Below are 14,333 nucleotides of genomic sequence, written 5' to 3' on the forward strand. Positions count from 1 at the left end.
GCTGCGGCGGACGCACGGGCCGCGCGTCTTCACGTTTGGGCGGCACGGCAAGCGGCTCGGGCAGGGCGCCACGGTCGCGCCAATGGGCAGCGGCCGCTTCCGCTTCACGCACGGAAAGCCGGTCGGACAGGATACGGCGGCGCAGGGTATCCTGCGGCTCCGGGTCGGTAACGGTGAGCAGTGCGCGGGCATGCCCGGCGGACAGCCGCGCCTCGCGCAGGTCTTCACGGGCTGCTTCCGGCAGATGCAGCAAGCGCAAGGTGTTGGCCACCGCGGGACGGCTTTTGCCCAGCTTCTGGGCCAGGTCTTCCTGGCTCAGGCCGAACTGCTCGCGCAGTTCCTGCATGGCCAGCGCCTCTTCCATGGGGTTCAGGTCTTCGCGCTGCAGGTTTTCGATAAGCGCGACAGCCAGTGTTTCCTGATCGGTCAGTTCTCGGATGAGCACGGGCACTTCGCGCAGCCCGGCCATCTGGCTGGCCCGCCAGCGGCGCTCGCCCGCCACGATTTCGTAGGCCTGGGACGCGCCTTCGGCCTGCCCTTCCGTGCCCGGAATGGGCCGCACCAGCAAAGGCTGCAATACGCCCTGGCTGCGGATGGAGGCGGCCAGTTCTTCCAGCGCCGCTTCCGTGAACATCTTGCGGGGCTGGCCGGGGTTGGGGCGTAGCGCGCGCAAGGGCAGCGTGCGGATGTCCGAGGGCTTGGGCTGTTCCTGATAGCCCTTGAACAGGGCATCGAGTCCCCTGCCTAATCCGCGCGAAGGTCCTGCCATCGTGTTCTCCTTGACTTTGGGCCGCATTGACCTGAATCTTTACCTAAATCTGTGGACTGACGAACAAACACCCTTATGGAGTGGCAACCGGATGACCGAACGTGAAGCGCATGTGGTGCACCTGCACGACCGCCATGGCGAACTCTACGGCGTACTGCTGAGCCCGCAGGTATGGGCCGCCGTGCAGCACAAGGTGGCGCCCCTGCTGGAACAGGCCCTGGAAAAGATGTACCCCACCGCCAGGCCGGAGCCCATGGACGACTGGCAGACCTTCAAGGACTACTGGGACTTCAAGTATCCTTTCTGCGCGGACGTGCACTGCGATTGCTGCGGCGCCGCCACCGAAGACTGGGAGCATGACCCCTTCCATCCGTTCCGGCTGCGCAATGCAACGCTGAGCGGCATGCTGGTCTTCGACTGCGTGAAATGCGGATCCTCGGTGCGCAAGAAACACTTCAAGGACCACATCTGCTTCGAATTCACGCCCGCCAGCCCCAAATAGACACGGTTCGCCGCGCACCAGCGCGGCGAACCGCCTTTCAAAGCTACCCGCCCTGCCCTTCGCGCCGCTGCGGCCTGCGCAGCACCACTTCCTTGGCCAGCGCCAGATACGACTCCGCACCCTTGGACTTGATGTCGTAGTGGATGATGGACTTGCCATGGCTGGGCGCCTCTGAAAGGCGCACGTTGCGCGGAATGACCGTTTCGAACAGGTGGTCCGGGAAGCACTTGCGCACCTCGTTCTTCACCTGGCGCGACAGCTTGTTGCGCACGTCGTACATGGTCAGCACCACCCCCAGCAGCGACAGGCCGGGGTTCAGCCGCTTCTTCACCTGCTCGTACGTCTGCAGCAGCTTGACGATGCCTTCCAGCGCGAAGAACTCGCACTGCAGGGGTATCAGCAGTTCGCGCGCGGCGCACAGGGCATTCAGGGTGATCAGACCCAGCGACGGCGGGCAGTCGAGGATGATGTAGTCGAACCGGCTGTCCAGTGGCTTCAGCAGGTCGGCCAGGTAGTATTCCCGCGCCATCTTGTCCACCAGCTCCAGCTCCAGCGCCACCAGGTCGGTGGTGGATGGCAGAATGGACAGATACGGCGTCTGGGTGGGGTAGATGGCCTCTACCACTTCATCGGGCTGGAAGAACACCGAATAGAGGTTGTGACGCACTTCCTCCTGGTCGATGCCGAGTCCGCTGGTGGAGTTGGCCTGCGGGTCGCAGTCGACCAGCAGCACCTTTTTTTCCATGATGGCGAGGGAAGCGGCAAGGTTGAGCGAAGACGTGGTCTTGCCCACACCGCCCTTCTGGTTGGCGACTGCGATGATTCGTGCCACGGCTGCCTATCCTGTTGGGGTAAGAGGCAAAATTCATGTTTCACATGAAACGTGCGCGCGCCGGAGGGGGTAAAGCGGCGACTGAAAACGTCGCCGGGCTCGCCAAGCACAGGGTTATAGCTAGTTGAGGCACGACACCCTGTCAACACGCAAAACGTTGAAGCAGAAGACGAACGCGAGGTTCTCGCAAGCACTGAACCGGAAACATGGCATTTCATTTCAACATGATACAAATCCTGACAATGCAGCAGACACCAAACAGGACAACCCGGCTACGCGCACCACAAAGAGCGGAAGAAAAACATCCCGGCACGGGCTGGCGGCAGCGGCGCCGATAACGGACAACACCAACACGGCACGTTACCCGGCAAACGCGCCCTGCCCCACAGATGCCCCATGCCTACACGGAAAAAAGCTTGCAGCTGAACGGCATTGCGGAGCCGGGTTGCCGCAAACATCAACTTGAATCAACAAAACAGCCATTTCAGGAAGAAGTGAAGTTTCACATGAAACAACGGGCGCCCTCCTTGCGGAAGGCGCCCGTGACGCATGCATGGCAATGCGACTTGAACAAAGAAGAAACGGCGCTTTGCCCCTCTCAGGCCGTGGAAAACAGGGGCGGAAAGCGCACGGGCAGCCTACATCCTGTAATAGTCGCGAAACCAGCGCACGAAGGCCTCTATGCCCTGCTCCAGCGGGGTGTGCGGCTTGAAGCCGGTATCGCGGATCAGGTCGTCAACATCGGCATAGGTGGCTTCAACGTCACCGGGCTGCATGGGCATCAGGTTGCGCACGGCCTTGCGGCCGAGGCAGTCTTCCAGAATCTCTATGAACCGCCCAAGCTCGACGGCATTGTTGTTGCCGATGTTGTAGATGCGGTACGGGGCAGGGCTGGTGGACGGGTCAGGGGCATCGCCCCGCCATTCCGGGTTGGGTTGCGGGGTTCGCTCCGTCACGCGCACCACCCCCTCCACGATGTCGTCGATGTAGGTGAAGTCGCGGCGCATGCGCCCTTCATTGAAGACGTTGATGGGCTTGCCTTCCAGAATGGCCCTGGTGAACAGGTACAGGGCCATGTCCGGTCTGCCCCACGGCCCGTACACGGTAAAGAAGCGCAGGCCGGTGGTGGGCAGCCGGTACAGGTGGCTGTAGGTGTGGGCCATCAGCTCGTTGGCCTTCTTGGAAGCAGCATACAGGCTGATGGGGTGGTCCACGTTGTGGTGCACGCTGAAGGGCATGGCCGTGTTCAGCCCGTAGACGGAACTGGACGAGGCATACACAAGGTGCTGCACACCGTTGTGGCGGCAGCCCTCCAGAATGTTGCCGAAGCCCACAAGATTGGACTGGACGTACGAACGGGGATTCTTGAGCGAATAGCGCACCCCGGCCTGCGCGGCCAGGTTGACCACGTGCGTGAACTTCTGCTCGGCGAACAGGGCATCCATGCCTGCGTCATTGGCCATGTCCAGTTGCGCGAAGTCAAAGCCGGGGTACGGATCCAGTTGTTTCAGACGGTCTTTCTTAAGCTGCACGTCATAGTAATCGTTCAGGCAGTCCAGGCCCACCACGGTGTGCCCGGCCTCCAGAAAGCGGCGCGAAAGATGGTAGCCGATGAACCCGGCGGCGCCGGTGACAAGAATATGCATGATGGCGTCCTGTGATGACTGTTGAGCGGGCAGGCGTGGCGCCTGACCGGTACGAGGTGGCCGCACGCTCCGGACATTCACCCGGTAGCGGCATGACGACGGCGTGAGAGTAGCGGAAGACTGTCACAAGGGAAAGGCGGCACGGCATCCGACGTCATCGGATGTCGAACCGCCTGCCCTTACCCGACCTGACCCGTGGCGCCCTGCGATGAACGCCGTCCATGCCCAGGGCGTGGACGGACGCTCGGCACGCCCTACCCCTTGGGCAACAGCCCGCGCAGCAGATCGAGCGGGATGGGCAGCACCGTGGACTTGCTCTCCGCCGCCATCTCGCGGATGGTTTGCAGGTAGCGCAGTTGCAGGGCCTCCGGGTGCGATGCAATGATGGCCGCTGCCTGGGCCAGCTTGTCCGCCGCCTGGAATTCACCCTCGGCGCTGATGACCTTGGCCCGGCGCTCGCGTTCCGCCTCTGCCTGCTTGGCCATGGCGCGCTGCATTTCCTGCGGCAGGTCGATGTGCTTCAATTCCACCGACTGCACGGCAATGCCCCACTCTTCGGTCTGTGTATCCAGCAGGGCCTTGATGTCCTGATTGACCTTGTCACGATGGGCCAGCAGATCGTCCAGTTCCACGCCGCCGCACACGCTGCGCAGGGTGGTCTGGGCCAGCTGCGACGTTGCGTACAGGTAGTCTTCAACCTCGTTGATGGCCTTCACCGGGTCCACCACCCGAAAGTAGACCACGGCGTTGACCTGGATGGACACGTTGTCGCGGGTGATAACGTCCTGGTTGGGCACGTCCATGGTCAGCACGCGCATGCCCACGCGCACCATGCGGTCGATGACCGGGATGACGATGATGAGGCCGGGACCCTTGGGCTGTATGAGACGCCCAAGACGGAAGAGCACGGCCCGCTCGTATTCGTTGAGCACTTTCAGCGACGCCACCAGCACCAGCACGGCCAGGGCGGCCACAGGGGCAAGAATGGGGGCAATCTCGAACATGGCAACCTCCGGCAGGGCCGCAGCGCAGGGCGTTGTTCCGGAAATCCGGCGGGGCGGGCGCAGACGGACCTGTACAGCCATCATAACCATGGGACGGGGCAAGCGCCACGGATTTGCGCGAACGGTCGGGAGAAAGTGTGCCGCGAGGACAGGCTGTGATGCATTGACACGTGAAACACATGGGCTGCGCGACAGCAACGAAAGGAACAGCCATGGTCAGACGTTGGCCGGTAGCAGGGCCATCGCGTGGCCAGGCGCGTGACAAACGCATGGCCGCACGCAAGGCAGGGCGCACGGCAAAGAGTCACATACGGTCAATGGATGGTGAGCGGAAGGGCGGTGGAGGCGCTGCGGCCACTTGGATGGCAGCCCCGGGCGCCGACGAGCCGCCCCGGCCCCAAGGGCAGCTACAGCGTGGCAGGCTTCAGCGCCGTGCGCAGGTACGCGATGACCGCCTCCACCGTGGCTGGCGCGGCGATCAGGTTGTCCATGTCGGGCAGGACGATGAGCAGCCTGCCCCGCCACGGAATCTGCTGATACGGGCGAGCGCGCAGGTCGGGCGCGAAGGCCCGCAGGGCCTTGGACCCCATGACCACAACGAGGCGCGGCGCGACGCGATCCACCCCGGCCATGAACAAGCCGGGATCGCACACGGGGTCCGTGGTCGACAAGGTGCTGCCATCGGCAGCTGCGGGCGCATCATCTGCAATGGGGGCAGGCATGGCCACGGGCCAGAACGCATTGCTGCCCCTGGGCTGCTGCAACGCACCCAGGATGCGGCGCAAGGTGTCGCGGCGGGCCGCGTCGGCGCAGCCGGAAAGATCCAGCCCCAGCGCCCAGTAGGTCCACAGCACGGGGGCGGGTTGAGGGGTCTTGCCCAGCAACGCGCGCCACGGGTCGGGCCACTGTTCGGGCGGCAACTGACTGGCGACGGGGCCGTTCGCCACTGGCGGCAAAGCTTCCGCAAGGCCTGCGCCGGATGCGGGTTGCGCGGCCTGACTGGCCTGTCTGGCCTGACTGGCCTGTCTGGAAGGCTGCGCCGGGCTGTCGGGCTGCGGGGTGCGAGGAGGAGGCTGGCGGTAGCCTTGCGCGGGTCCGGCACCACTCCCAATGGCGGCACCACCATCAGAGTTCGGACCGCGCCCCATGCCCATGGACACGTCGCCATGGACGTACGGAGAATCCATGGAATCGGAGGGGTCCGGAGGAATGTCGTACGCGTCCGGATCGAAGGAAGGGTCGCCCTGCATGGACCGGGGTGCATCGCAGGCAGCGGGAAACGCGCACATGTCCGGGACATCGGCAGAAGACGCTCCACCATTGGCGGCGTGCGCAACGATACCGGCGGCATCCGCAACGGGCGCATCACCAGACGCCGCGCCCTGCCCTTCGGGCAGCAACACGTGCAGCAGGCCCGCACCGTGCCACGGGCGCAGGGTTTCCAGCAGACCTAGCGGCGGGCGAGCCAATCCACGATCCTCCATGCCACGTCGGGCTTGGGCAGCACCGGCCATTCCTCCGGTTCCCCGCCCTTGGCCAGCACGGTGACGCGGTTGGTTGCGGAGCCGAAACCGGCATCCGCGCCGCCCACCAGATTGCCCACGATCATGTCCGCGTTCTTGGCGGCCAGCTTGCGGGCCATGCTTTCCGCAAGGCCGGATGTTTCCGCGGCAAAACCCACAACGGTCTGTCCGTCGCGCTTGCGGTTGCCAAGGGTGGCCAGAATGTCCGGGTTGGGGGTGAAGGCCACGCTGAAGCCGTCCCGCGCGTCGGCCTTCTTGAATTTTTCCGCGCCCAGCGGAACAGGGCTGAAGTCGGCCACGGCGGCGGTGAACACGCCCGCGTCCATGGCATCCCACACCGCGTCCGCGGCATCGAACATCTGGCGCGCGCCGGTAACGTCGTGCCGGGCGATGCCCATGGGCAACCACGGCGTGCCGGGGCCGCACACGGCATGCACCTCTGCCCCGCGCAGCCACAGGGCCACGGCCACCGCCGCGCCCATGGTGCCGCTGGAGGGGTTGGTCCAGTAGCGCACGCCGTCCCATTGTTCGCGCGTGGGGCCAAGGGTGACCAGCACGCGCCTGCCCTGCATGTCCTGCGCGGAAGCGGCGCGCAGGCCGTGCAGATAGACATCGCGCGGGTCGGCCAGCCTGCCCTGCCCTTCCTCCATGCACGCGGTGCGCCCGCAGCCGGGCTCCACCACCACGTGGCCACGGCGGCGCAGGGTGGCCACGTTTTCCTGCGTGGCGGTGTTGGCCCACATTTTCGGGTTCATGGCCGGGGCAATGACCAGCGGCCCCGGAAAGGCCAACGCCTGCGCCGAGAGCATGTCGTCCGCAAGGCCGTGGGCTAGCCGGGCCATGGTGGAGGCGCTGGCGGGGGCGATGACGAAGGCGTGCGCGGACTGGCCGGGCATGAGGTGCCCGAACACATCGTCGTCTGGTGAAGGAGGCGACGCGGCGGATTCACCGCCGGGCTGCCCGCCCGCGAACATGGAGGTGAACACCGGCGATGCCCCCAACGCCGCAAAGGTCAGCGGCGCGATGAACCGCCGTGCGGCATCGGTAAGCGTGACGCCCACGTCCAGGCCAGCGTCGCGCCACATGCGCACGAAGTCGGGAGCCTTGTAGGCCGCAATGGAACCGCAGACCCCAAGGTGGAGTCTGCGGCCGGTAAAGCGGGTAAAGGCGAGATGCGCGTCCATGTTCCCTCTGGCACGCTGCGCGTGCGGCTGGGCCTATCCGATGGAAAGCAGATCAAGAGCGTCCAGGCCGAAGGAGACAGGCCATGTTGTCGCCAACTGCCATCCTTGGCCGTCGGCCCGGCAGTGCGCATGGGCAGCCGGGACCGGCGAAGCCACGTCAGCTGCGGCCACGGCCACGCCGCCGCAACGGTCGGCAGCGGCACGTCAGCATGCTGGACAGCCGCCGCCGTACGGACTACTGCGAAAGGCCCTGCTCCTTGACGCCGCCGCCGGAAGGCACCGGCGCGTTGGGCGCCACCGAAAAGTTGCCGGTGGGGTACGTGCCCTCGGATGCGGTATTCGCGCCAGCGGACACGCCCGCACCTTCCGGCAGGCGCTGGGCCACCCACACTTCCAGCGTGGAGTAGGCCTGGCCGTCGGTAATGCCCAAGATGGCGTTGCGGTCTGCCTTTTCGAACAGCAGCACGCTGCGCTGGCCACGGAACACCGAGCGCAGCGCCCAGCCCTGGCGGGTCATGTTGTGGATCATGGCGTTGACCAGCGACTGCCGGTCAATGCGCCCCTCGAACACCTGGGTGCCGGTCTTGGAGCCGTCGGAATTCTGCGAGACCGCCGTGTACTTGGTCTGCTCGGTCATGTCGCTGGGAATGGGCACGTCGCGGAACTCGCCGAAGTACACCTCGTTCACGTTGGCGGGCGGGGCGGGTTCGAACGGGTTCGGGATGGACGTGGAGGAGCAGCCCTGCACGGTGAGCAGGGTGGCGGAAAGAGCGGCGGCTATGACGAGCTTGCGCATGGGGTTCTCCTGTGCTTGATGATGCGGACGGCCAGGGCCGTGGGGCGGCATCCGCAACCGGCTGGCAGTGCCTGGCCGGGGTTCCGGTACGGCCCGCAGACGGGCCATGCGGGGGGCAGCGCCCACCGCGAAAACTGCGCCGACACTAGCGGATGTCGTGCCGGACTGCAAACGGCATGCACCACGCGGGACAAGCCCCGCGAGGAATATATGCGTATGGATGACACGATGGGCAACACCGGACACGAACAGATGCGCGCCCCAGACCAACAAGCCCCGAACCGACACGACCCTGACCAACACGCCACGGGCACATCCGCCCAGCAAGAACCGTCTGCCGTTTCTGGCGGCTGTGCAGATGGCGCCGCAGGCGCAATACCCGAAGACGACCGGCTGGAATCGTACCGCTTCCACCTGCCGGAAGACCAGATAGCCCAGCATCCCGCGCCGCAGCGGGGAGGTTCGCGCCTGTTGGTGCTGGACCGACGGGGGGCTGGCGCGGGCACGCTGGCCCACGCCCGTTTCGCGGACCTGTGCGACCACCTGCCGGAAGGCTGCCTGCTGGTGGCCAACAATTCCAAGGTGTTGCCAGCCCGGTTGCTGGGCCTGCGGCCCACCGGCGGCAAGGTGGAATTCCTGTTGCTGACTCCCCTGCCCCTGTTGGAAGAACTGGCCGGGGGCGACACTGGAACGGGCAGCAGACGTGACAGCACGGGCGAAGGCCTGCGCGATGAAGGCGAAGGCTGGCTCAGCGTGCCTGCCGAAGGGCTGTTGCGCGCCTCCAAAAAGATCCGCACCGGCGACGTCATGGACTTCGGCCCGCACCTGCGGGTGGAGGTGATCCAGCCCGGCGACTTCGGGCGCAGCGCGGTACGTCTGCATTGGCGGGGCGACCTGCGTCAGCTGTTCCTGGCGCAGGGGCACCTGCCCCTGCCGCCGTACATCCGCCGCGAAACGGGTGCAGTCACACCTGACGCGCAGGAAGACCGCGACCGCTACCAGACCGTGTACGCCGACGACAGCCGCCTGGGCTCCGTGGCAGCGCCCACCGCCGGGCTGCACTTCACCGACGACCTGCGCGCCCGCCTGGCCGCCACGGACAGGCAATGGGCCGAGGTCACCCTGTACGTGGGCTACGGCACCTTCAGCCCGGTGCGCTGCGCGGACATCCGCCAGCATGCCATGCACCGCGAATACATCGAGGTGGGCGAGGCCACCGCCGCCGCCATCCGCGCGGCCAAGGCGGAAGGCAGGCCGGTGGTCACCGTGGGCACCACATCCACCCGCACCCTGGAGGGCACGGTGCGCGCCTGCGGCGAGGTGCGCGCCTTCACCGGCTGGACGGACATTTTCATCAAGCCCGGTTACCGGTTCACGGTGGCGGACCACATCATAACCAATTTCCATCTGCCGGAATCGTCGCTGCTGATGCTGGTTTCCGCCTTTGCCGGGCGCAGGCGGGTGCTGTCCGCCTATGCAGAGGCGGTGGCGCGCGGGTACCGCTTCTTCTCGTACGGCGATGCCATGCTGCTGTTGTGACGGGCAGTTGCGCGCAACAACACCCCGAAAGTGCGGTACGGCTGCCCAGTTCGACGGGCACCGCACCATGCTTTGAAAAGCGGCGGAACTTGTCCTATAGGTAGAAGCCGCCGCGCGGTGCGGCCCCGCCTGCCGGAAACAGCGCGCACGACGGCGCAGACGGCAGCACGATGTCCGCCCGCTGACGGCACGCCGTCGCGGGCAATCGAACGCACACCGCCGTACCGGCATGCCGCTCCGGCGGCAGATACCGCAGCGGCGCGCACCCGGCCACCGCCGGGCGCGCAGCACATCCACCAGCCTTTCGAACCTCCATCCCAAAGGACGGTTTCATGTCACGGGTCGTATTTCTGGACGAGCGCTGCAAGGGGTGCCTGCTGTGCACCACGGTGTGCCCCAAGGGCATCATCGTGCAGTCCTCGCGCTTCAACAGGCAGGGCTACAAGGTCGCCGAGGTTCCGGCGGATGCCATGAAGGACTGTACCGGTTGCGCCTCGTGCGCGCTGATCTGTCCGGACGTCGCCATCCGCGTCATCAAGTCGCGCAAGGCCAAGAAGGCCGGGAAGGAGTAGCCCAATGCCGAACAACACAACCGACACGGGCACGCCGGAACGCATCTTCATCAAGGGTAACGAGGCCATCGCCCACGGCGCGCTGGCCGCGGGGTGCCGCTGCTACTTCGGCTACCCCATCACCCCGCAGAACGACATTCCGGAAATGATGTCCTACGCCCTGCCCGACGCGGGCGGCGAATTCGTGCAGGCGGAAAGCGAGGTGGCCTCGGCCAACATGCTGCTGGGCGCCGCCGCCGCGGGCATCCGCGCGCTGACCTCGTCGTCCAGCCCCGGCATCTCGCTGATGCAGGAAGCCATTTCGTACATGGCGGGCAGCGAACTGCCCGGCGTCATCGTCAACATGAACCGGGGCGGCCCGGGCCTTGGCGACATCGGCCCCTCGCAGGGCGACTACTTCCAGTCGGTGAAGGGCGGCGGCCACGGCGACTACAAGCTGCTGGTGCTGGCCCCTGCCACCTGCCAGGAATGCTACGACATGATGGTGGAAGCCTTCGACCTGGCCTTCAAGTACCGCAACCCGGTCATGGTGCTGGGCGACGCCATCGTGGGCCAGATGAAGGAACCGGTCACCCCGTGGAAGCCCGCCGCCGTTGCAGGCACCGAAGCCGCTGATTGGCGGCTGGAAGGCGCCAGGGGCCGCAAGCCGCGCCTGCTGAAGTCGCTGTTCCTCGAAGACGGCGCGCTGGCCGGGCAGAACCGCCACCTTCAGGCCAAGTACGCCGACATGCAGGCCGAAGCCAGGGCGGAATGCTTCCTGACCGACGATGCGGAGCTGATCGTGGTGGCCTACGGCTCCATCGGGCGCATCGCCAAGTCCGCCATCCGCAAGCTGCGCGCCCAGGGCCACAAGGTGGGCCTGGTGCGGCCGCAGACCCTGTTCCCCTTCCCCGGCCCGCTGCTGCGCGGCCTGGCGGAACAGGGAAAGCGCTTCCTGACCATCGAGCACAACTGCGGCCAGATGGTGGAGGACGTGCGGCTTTCCATTCGCGGCATCGTGGATTCCGCCTTCTACGGGCACATGCCGGGCGAAATGCCCGGTTCTGACGATTTCCTCGCGCCCATTCTGGACGCCATGGGGGGCAAGTGATGCAGGCTGACGAAAGACTGGCGCTCGCCGACGACGAGCAGATGGCCTTCGAGGTTCCCGACGTGCTGGTGGACCGCGCCACCCACTACTGCCCCGGCTGCCACCACGGCATCGCCCACCGCCTGGTGGCCGAAGTGCTGGAGGAAATGGGCGTGGTGGACGACACCATCTGCGTGGCCTCCATCGGCTGTTCGGTGTTCATCTACAACTATCTGGCCGTGGACTCGGTGGAGGCCCCGCACGGGCGCGCCCCTGCCGTGGCCACCGGCGTCAAGCGCGGGCGCACGGACAAGATCGTGTTCACCTATCAGGGTGACGGCGACCTTGCGTCCATCGGCCTTGCCGAAGTGATGCACGCCGCCAACCGTGGCGAGCGCATCACCATCGTGTTCGTGAACAACACGGTGTACGGCATGACCGGCGGCCAGATGGCCCCCACCACCCTCATCGGGCAGAAGACCACCACCTGCCCCGGTGGCCGCTGCCGCGACCGCGAGGGCATGCCCATCCGCATGGCAGAGATCATCGCGGGCCTTGGCGGGGTGGCCTATTCCGCCCGCGCCTCGCTTGACAGCGTCAAGAACATTCGCGCCGCCAAGAAGGCCGTGCGCAAGGCCTTCGACGTGCAGCAACAGGGCCTGGGCTTCGGCTTCGTGGAGCTGCTGTCCGGCTGCCCCACCAACTGGCGCATGGACGCGGTGAAGGCCAATACCCGCATCCGCGAAGAGATGATCCCCTACTTTCCGCTGGGGGTGTACAAGGACGTGACCGAAGGCGAGGGGGTGTGCTGATGGCGCTCTACCAGGACGTGATCATGGCCGGTTTCGGCGGCCAGGGCGTGATGCTGATCGGCAACCTGCTGGCCTACGCGGGCATGAACGCCGGGCTGAACGTGACGTACATTCCCGTGTACGGGCCGGAAATGCGCGGCGGCACCGCCAACTGCACGGTGGTGGTGTCGGACGAGGACATCGGTTCGCCCATCATCCAGCGGCCCAAGAGCCTCATCGTCATGAACCAGCCCTCGCTGGACAAGTTCCAGCCCCGGCTGGAAGACGGCGGGGTGCAGGTGCTGAACACATCGCTGGTGGACGCATCGCAGGCCGAGGCGCGCGTGCGCACCGTGTGCGTGCCCGCCAACGACATCGCCGACAAGCTTGGCAACACCAAGATGGCCAACATGGTGGCGCTGGGCGCCTACGTGCGGGCCACCGGCGTGGTGGACCTGGACGTGGTGAAGAAGAGCCTGGGCAGCGTCATTTCCGCGCACTACAGCCATCTGATTCCCAAGAACGCGGATGCGTTGCAGGCGGGCTTCGACCACGCAGGCTAAGCTGCCGCAACGGCAGGAAAACGCCTGCCGGTAGCGGGAAACCGCATCGCGCTGCCCCGCACCGCCCGCAACCGGAGCGCAACGGCAACGCGGAGCGGGAAACGTGCAAAACCCCATGTGCCGCAAGGCCTGCGGGGTAACAGGATGGAAAATGACCGCCCGCCGCGAGCATACGCGGCGGGCGGTTTTGTTTCCGAGCGGGTGAAACTGCCTCTAATCAATGATTTCGGGGGGATCACGGCGAAGCATTGTGTCATTTCCCCGTCCTGCCCTTGCCCCGGCCCGCACCGATGCCTACCTGTACGGGTGAAGGCGCGGCACGGGGCCGCGCGGATGCCGGACGTTCCGGCTCCCCTCGAACCTCCAGCCACGGGAGTGCAGACCATGCCCAACACCAGGGAAGAGTACATCCGCACCCTTCGCGACAAGCTCGAACTGTGGAAGGCCCAACTCGAGAAGCTGGAAGTGCAGGCGGCGCTGGCCAAGGCGGAAGCCCGCGTGGAATACCACGAGCAGATCACCGACCTGCGCCACAAGCGCGACGAGGCCAAGCGCAAGCTGGACGAATTGCAGCATGCTGGCGAGCATGCCTGGAAGGACATGAAGGCCGGCCTGGAGCTGGCCTGGGACGCCGTGGAGGCGGCCTTCGCCTCTGCAAGGGCCCGCTTCAAGTAGTCGCAGTCCTCTCCGTGCACACCCCGGCTGGCCGCCCGCCCCCAAGGACGCGGGGCGGGCGGGCCGAAGGGCATGACGAGCATTTCCCGGCGCGGGCGGCGGTATTCCGTCGCCCGCGCCGCTGCTTGCCCCCATTGCATGATCGTGGCATGCTGAACGCATCATGACCAAGAGACTTCTCTGCATCCCCACCTGCACGCCATGCACCGTTTCGTCTCGTGAACGGTTCTGGCGCAGCGCGCTTTAGCCCGCCACCCTACGCCGCGCCGGAACAACCGGCAGACGGCATCCTTCCCGTTTTCCGCAGTTTCAATCCATGCCCACAACGTCGGCGGCCCGTGCACTTCGCAGAAGTCGCCGGTCGCCAGGAGCTTTTGCGTGTCCAACATCATACCCTGGTTGTTCCTGTCCTGTTCCATCGTGCTGGAGGTAGCGGGCACGGTGATCATGAAGGCCTCGCAGGCCGCCTGGCCCGTGTCCGGCATGGCCGCCATGTACCTGCTGCTGGGCCTTTCCTACTGGTGCCTGGCCCGCGCCGTTACCCGCGTGCCGGTGGGCGTGGCCTACGCCGTATGGGAGGGGGTCGGGCTGGCGCTCATAACGCTTGCGGGCGCCCTGATGGGCGAGCGGCTCACGCCATCCCGCATGGCTGCGCTGGCGGCCATACTCTGCGGCGTCCTGATGGTGCACCACGGCACGCGGCACGATGCTCCGAAGCCCGCGCGGGACGGCGGGACGATTCCCTCGGCCCGCGCCGCGCAGGCCGACAGGGAGGTGACGCCATGAGCCGGTCCGCGCTTCCCTTCCTGCTGGCCGTGATGCTGGCCGCCGCCCTGGACGTGGGGGCCAACCTGCTGCTGGCCCGCTC

At 66.1% G+C, this 14,333-nt stretch carries 15 protein-coding genes; 8 read left to right on the forward strand and 7 right to left on the reverse strand.

Annotated features, from left to right (window positions below):
• Window positions 1-769: ParB/RepB/Spo0J family partition protein (locus FVW27_RS15105; RefSeq protein ID WP_167126661.1), on the reverse strand; the 769-nt coding region annotated here is incomplete at its 3' end.
• A 91-nt stretch (window positions 770-860) separates the two neighbouring features.
• Between FVW27_RS15105 and FVW27_RS15110 the strand changes: the two genes are divergently transcribed.
• Window positions 861-1,271, forward strand: coding sequence for a hypothetical protein (locus FVW27_RS15110; RefSeq protein ID WP_167126664.1), 411 nt, complete (start codon window positions 861-863; stop codon window positions 1,269-1,271).
• A 43-nt stretch (window positions 1,272-1,314) separates the two neighbouring features.
• Here the strand turns inward: FVW27_RS15110 and FVW27_RS15115 are convergent, their stop codons facing one another.
• From FVW27_RS15115 to FVW27_RS15140, 6 genes are all read right to left on the reverse strand, one after another.
• Window positions 1,315-2,103, reverse strand: coding sequence for a ParA family protein (locus FVW27_RS15115; RefSeq protein WP_012613163.1), 789 nt, complete (start codon window positions 2,101-2,103; stop codon window positions 1,315-1,317).
• 638 nt (window positions 2,104-2,741) lie between these two features.
• Window positions 2,742-3,749 (reverse strand): NAD-dependent epimerase, encoded by a 1,008-nt coding sequence (locus FVW27_RS15120; RefSeq protein WP_167126667.1) that lies wholly within the window; start codon window positions 3,747-3,749, stop codon window positions 2,742-2,744.
• 254 nt (window positions 3,750-4,003) lie between these two features.
• Window positions 4,004-4,753, reverse strand: coding sequence for a slipin family protein (locus FVW27_RS15125; protein WP_167126669.1), 750 nt, complete (start codon window positions 4,751-4,753; stop codon window positions 4,004-4,006).
• A gap of 407 nt (window positions 4,754-5,160) precedes the next feature.
• Window positions 5,161-6,222, reverse strand: coding sequence for a hypothetical protein (locus FVW27_RS15130; RefSeq protein ID WP_167126672.1), 1,062 nt, complete (start codon window positions 6,220-6,222; stop codon window positions 5,161-5,163).
• Window positions 6,204-7,460, reverse strand: coding sequence for a bifunctional phosphopantothenoylcysteine decarboxylase/phosphopantothenate--cysteine ligase CoaBC (gene coaBC / locus FVW27_RS15135; RefSeq protein ID WP_167126674.1), 1,257 nt, complete (start codon window positions 7,458-7,460; stop codon window positions 6,204-6,206). The genes FVW27_RS15130 and coaBC overlap by 19 nt, the downstream gene beginning before the upstream one ends.
• Before the next feature lie 235 nt (window positions 7,461-7,695).
• Window positions 7,696-8,256 (reverse strand): hypothetical protein, encoded by a 561-nt coding sequence (locus tag FVW27_RS15140; protein WP_167126677.1) that lies wholly within the window; start codon window positions 8,254-8,256, stop codon window positions 7,696-7,698.
• Between the two features lie 210 nt (window positions 8,257-8,466).
• On the opposite strand from FVW27_RS15140, the gene queA reads away from it, so the two are divergent.
• The 7 genes from queA to FVW27_RS15175 all read left to right on the forward strand — a co-directional run bounded on the left by queA (window position 8,467) and on the right by FVW27_RS15175 (window position 14,251).
• Window positions 8,467-9,795, forward strand: coding sequence for a tRNA preQ1(34) S-adenosylmethionine ribosyltransferase-isomerase QueA (gene queA / locus FVW27_RS15145; protein WP_243838497.1), 1,329 nt, complete (start codon window positions 8,467-8,469; stop codon window positions 9,793-9,795).
• Window positions 9,796-10,127: 332 nt separating this feature from the next.
• Window positions 10,128-10,367 carry a 4Fe-4S binding protein gene (locus FVW27_RS15150; RefSeq protein WP_007525344.1) on the forward strand — a complete coding sequence of 80 codons (240 nt, stop codon included), beginning with the start codon at window positions 10,128-10,130 and terminating at the stop codon, window positions 10,365-10,367.
• A gap of 4 nt (window positions 10,368-10,371) precedes the next feature.
• On the forward strand, window positions 10,372-11,457 hold the full coding sequence (locus FVW27_RS15155; protein WP_167126680.1) for a 3-methyl-2-oxobutanoate dehydrogenase subunit VorB: 1,086 nt from the start codon (window positions 10,372-10,374) through the stop codon (window positions 11,455-11,457).
• Window positions 11,457-12,248 (forward strand): thiamine pyrophosphate-dependent enzyme, encoded by a 792-nt coding sequence (locus tag FVW27_RS15160; protein ID WP_012613171.1) that lies wholly within the window; start codon window positions 11,457-11,459, stop codon window positions 12,246-12,248. The genes FVW27_RS15155 and FVW27_RS15160 overlap by 1 nt, the downstream gene beginning before the upstream one ends.
• Window positions 12,248-12,790, forward strand: coding sequence for a 2-oxoacid:acceptor oxidoreductase family protein (locus tag FVW27_RS15165; protein WP_167126683.1), 543 nt, complete (start codon window positions 12,248-12,250; stop codon window positions 12,788-12,790). The genes FVW27_RS15160 and FVW27_RS15165 overlap by 1 nt, the downstream gene beginning before the upstream one ends.
• A 384-nt stretch (window positions 12,791-13,174) precedes the next feature.
• A complete protein-coding gene (locus tag FVW27_RS15170; RefSeq protein WP_167126686.1) occupies window positions 13,175-13,465 on the forward strand; it encodes a sll1863 family stress response protein in 291 nt (96 codons plus the stop codon).
• Between the two features lie 378 nt (window positions 13,466-13,843).
• Window positions 13,844-14,251: an SMR family transporter gene (locus FVW27_RS15175; RefSeq protein ID WP_167126688.1), complete on the forward strand. Its 408-nt coding sequence runs from the start codon at window positions 13,844-13,846 to the stop codon at window positions 14,249-14,251.
• Window positions 14,252-14,333: the final 82 nt, after the last annotated feature.

Source organism: Nitratidesulfovibrio liaohensis (assembly GCF_011682075.1).
Classification (GTDB): domain Bacteria; phylum Desulfobacterota; class Desulfovibrionia; order Desulfovibrionales; family Desulfovibrionaceae; genus Cupidesulfovibrio; species Cupidesulfovibrio liaohensis.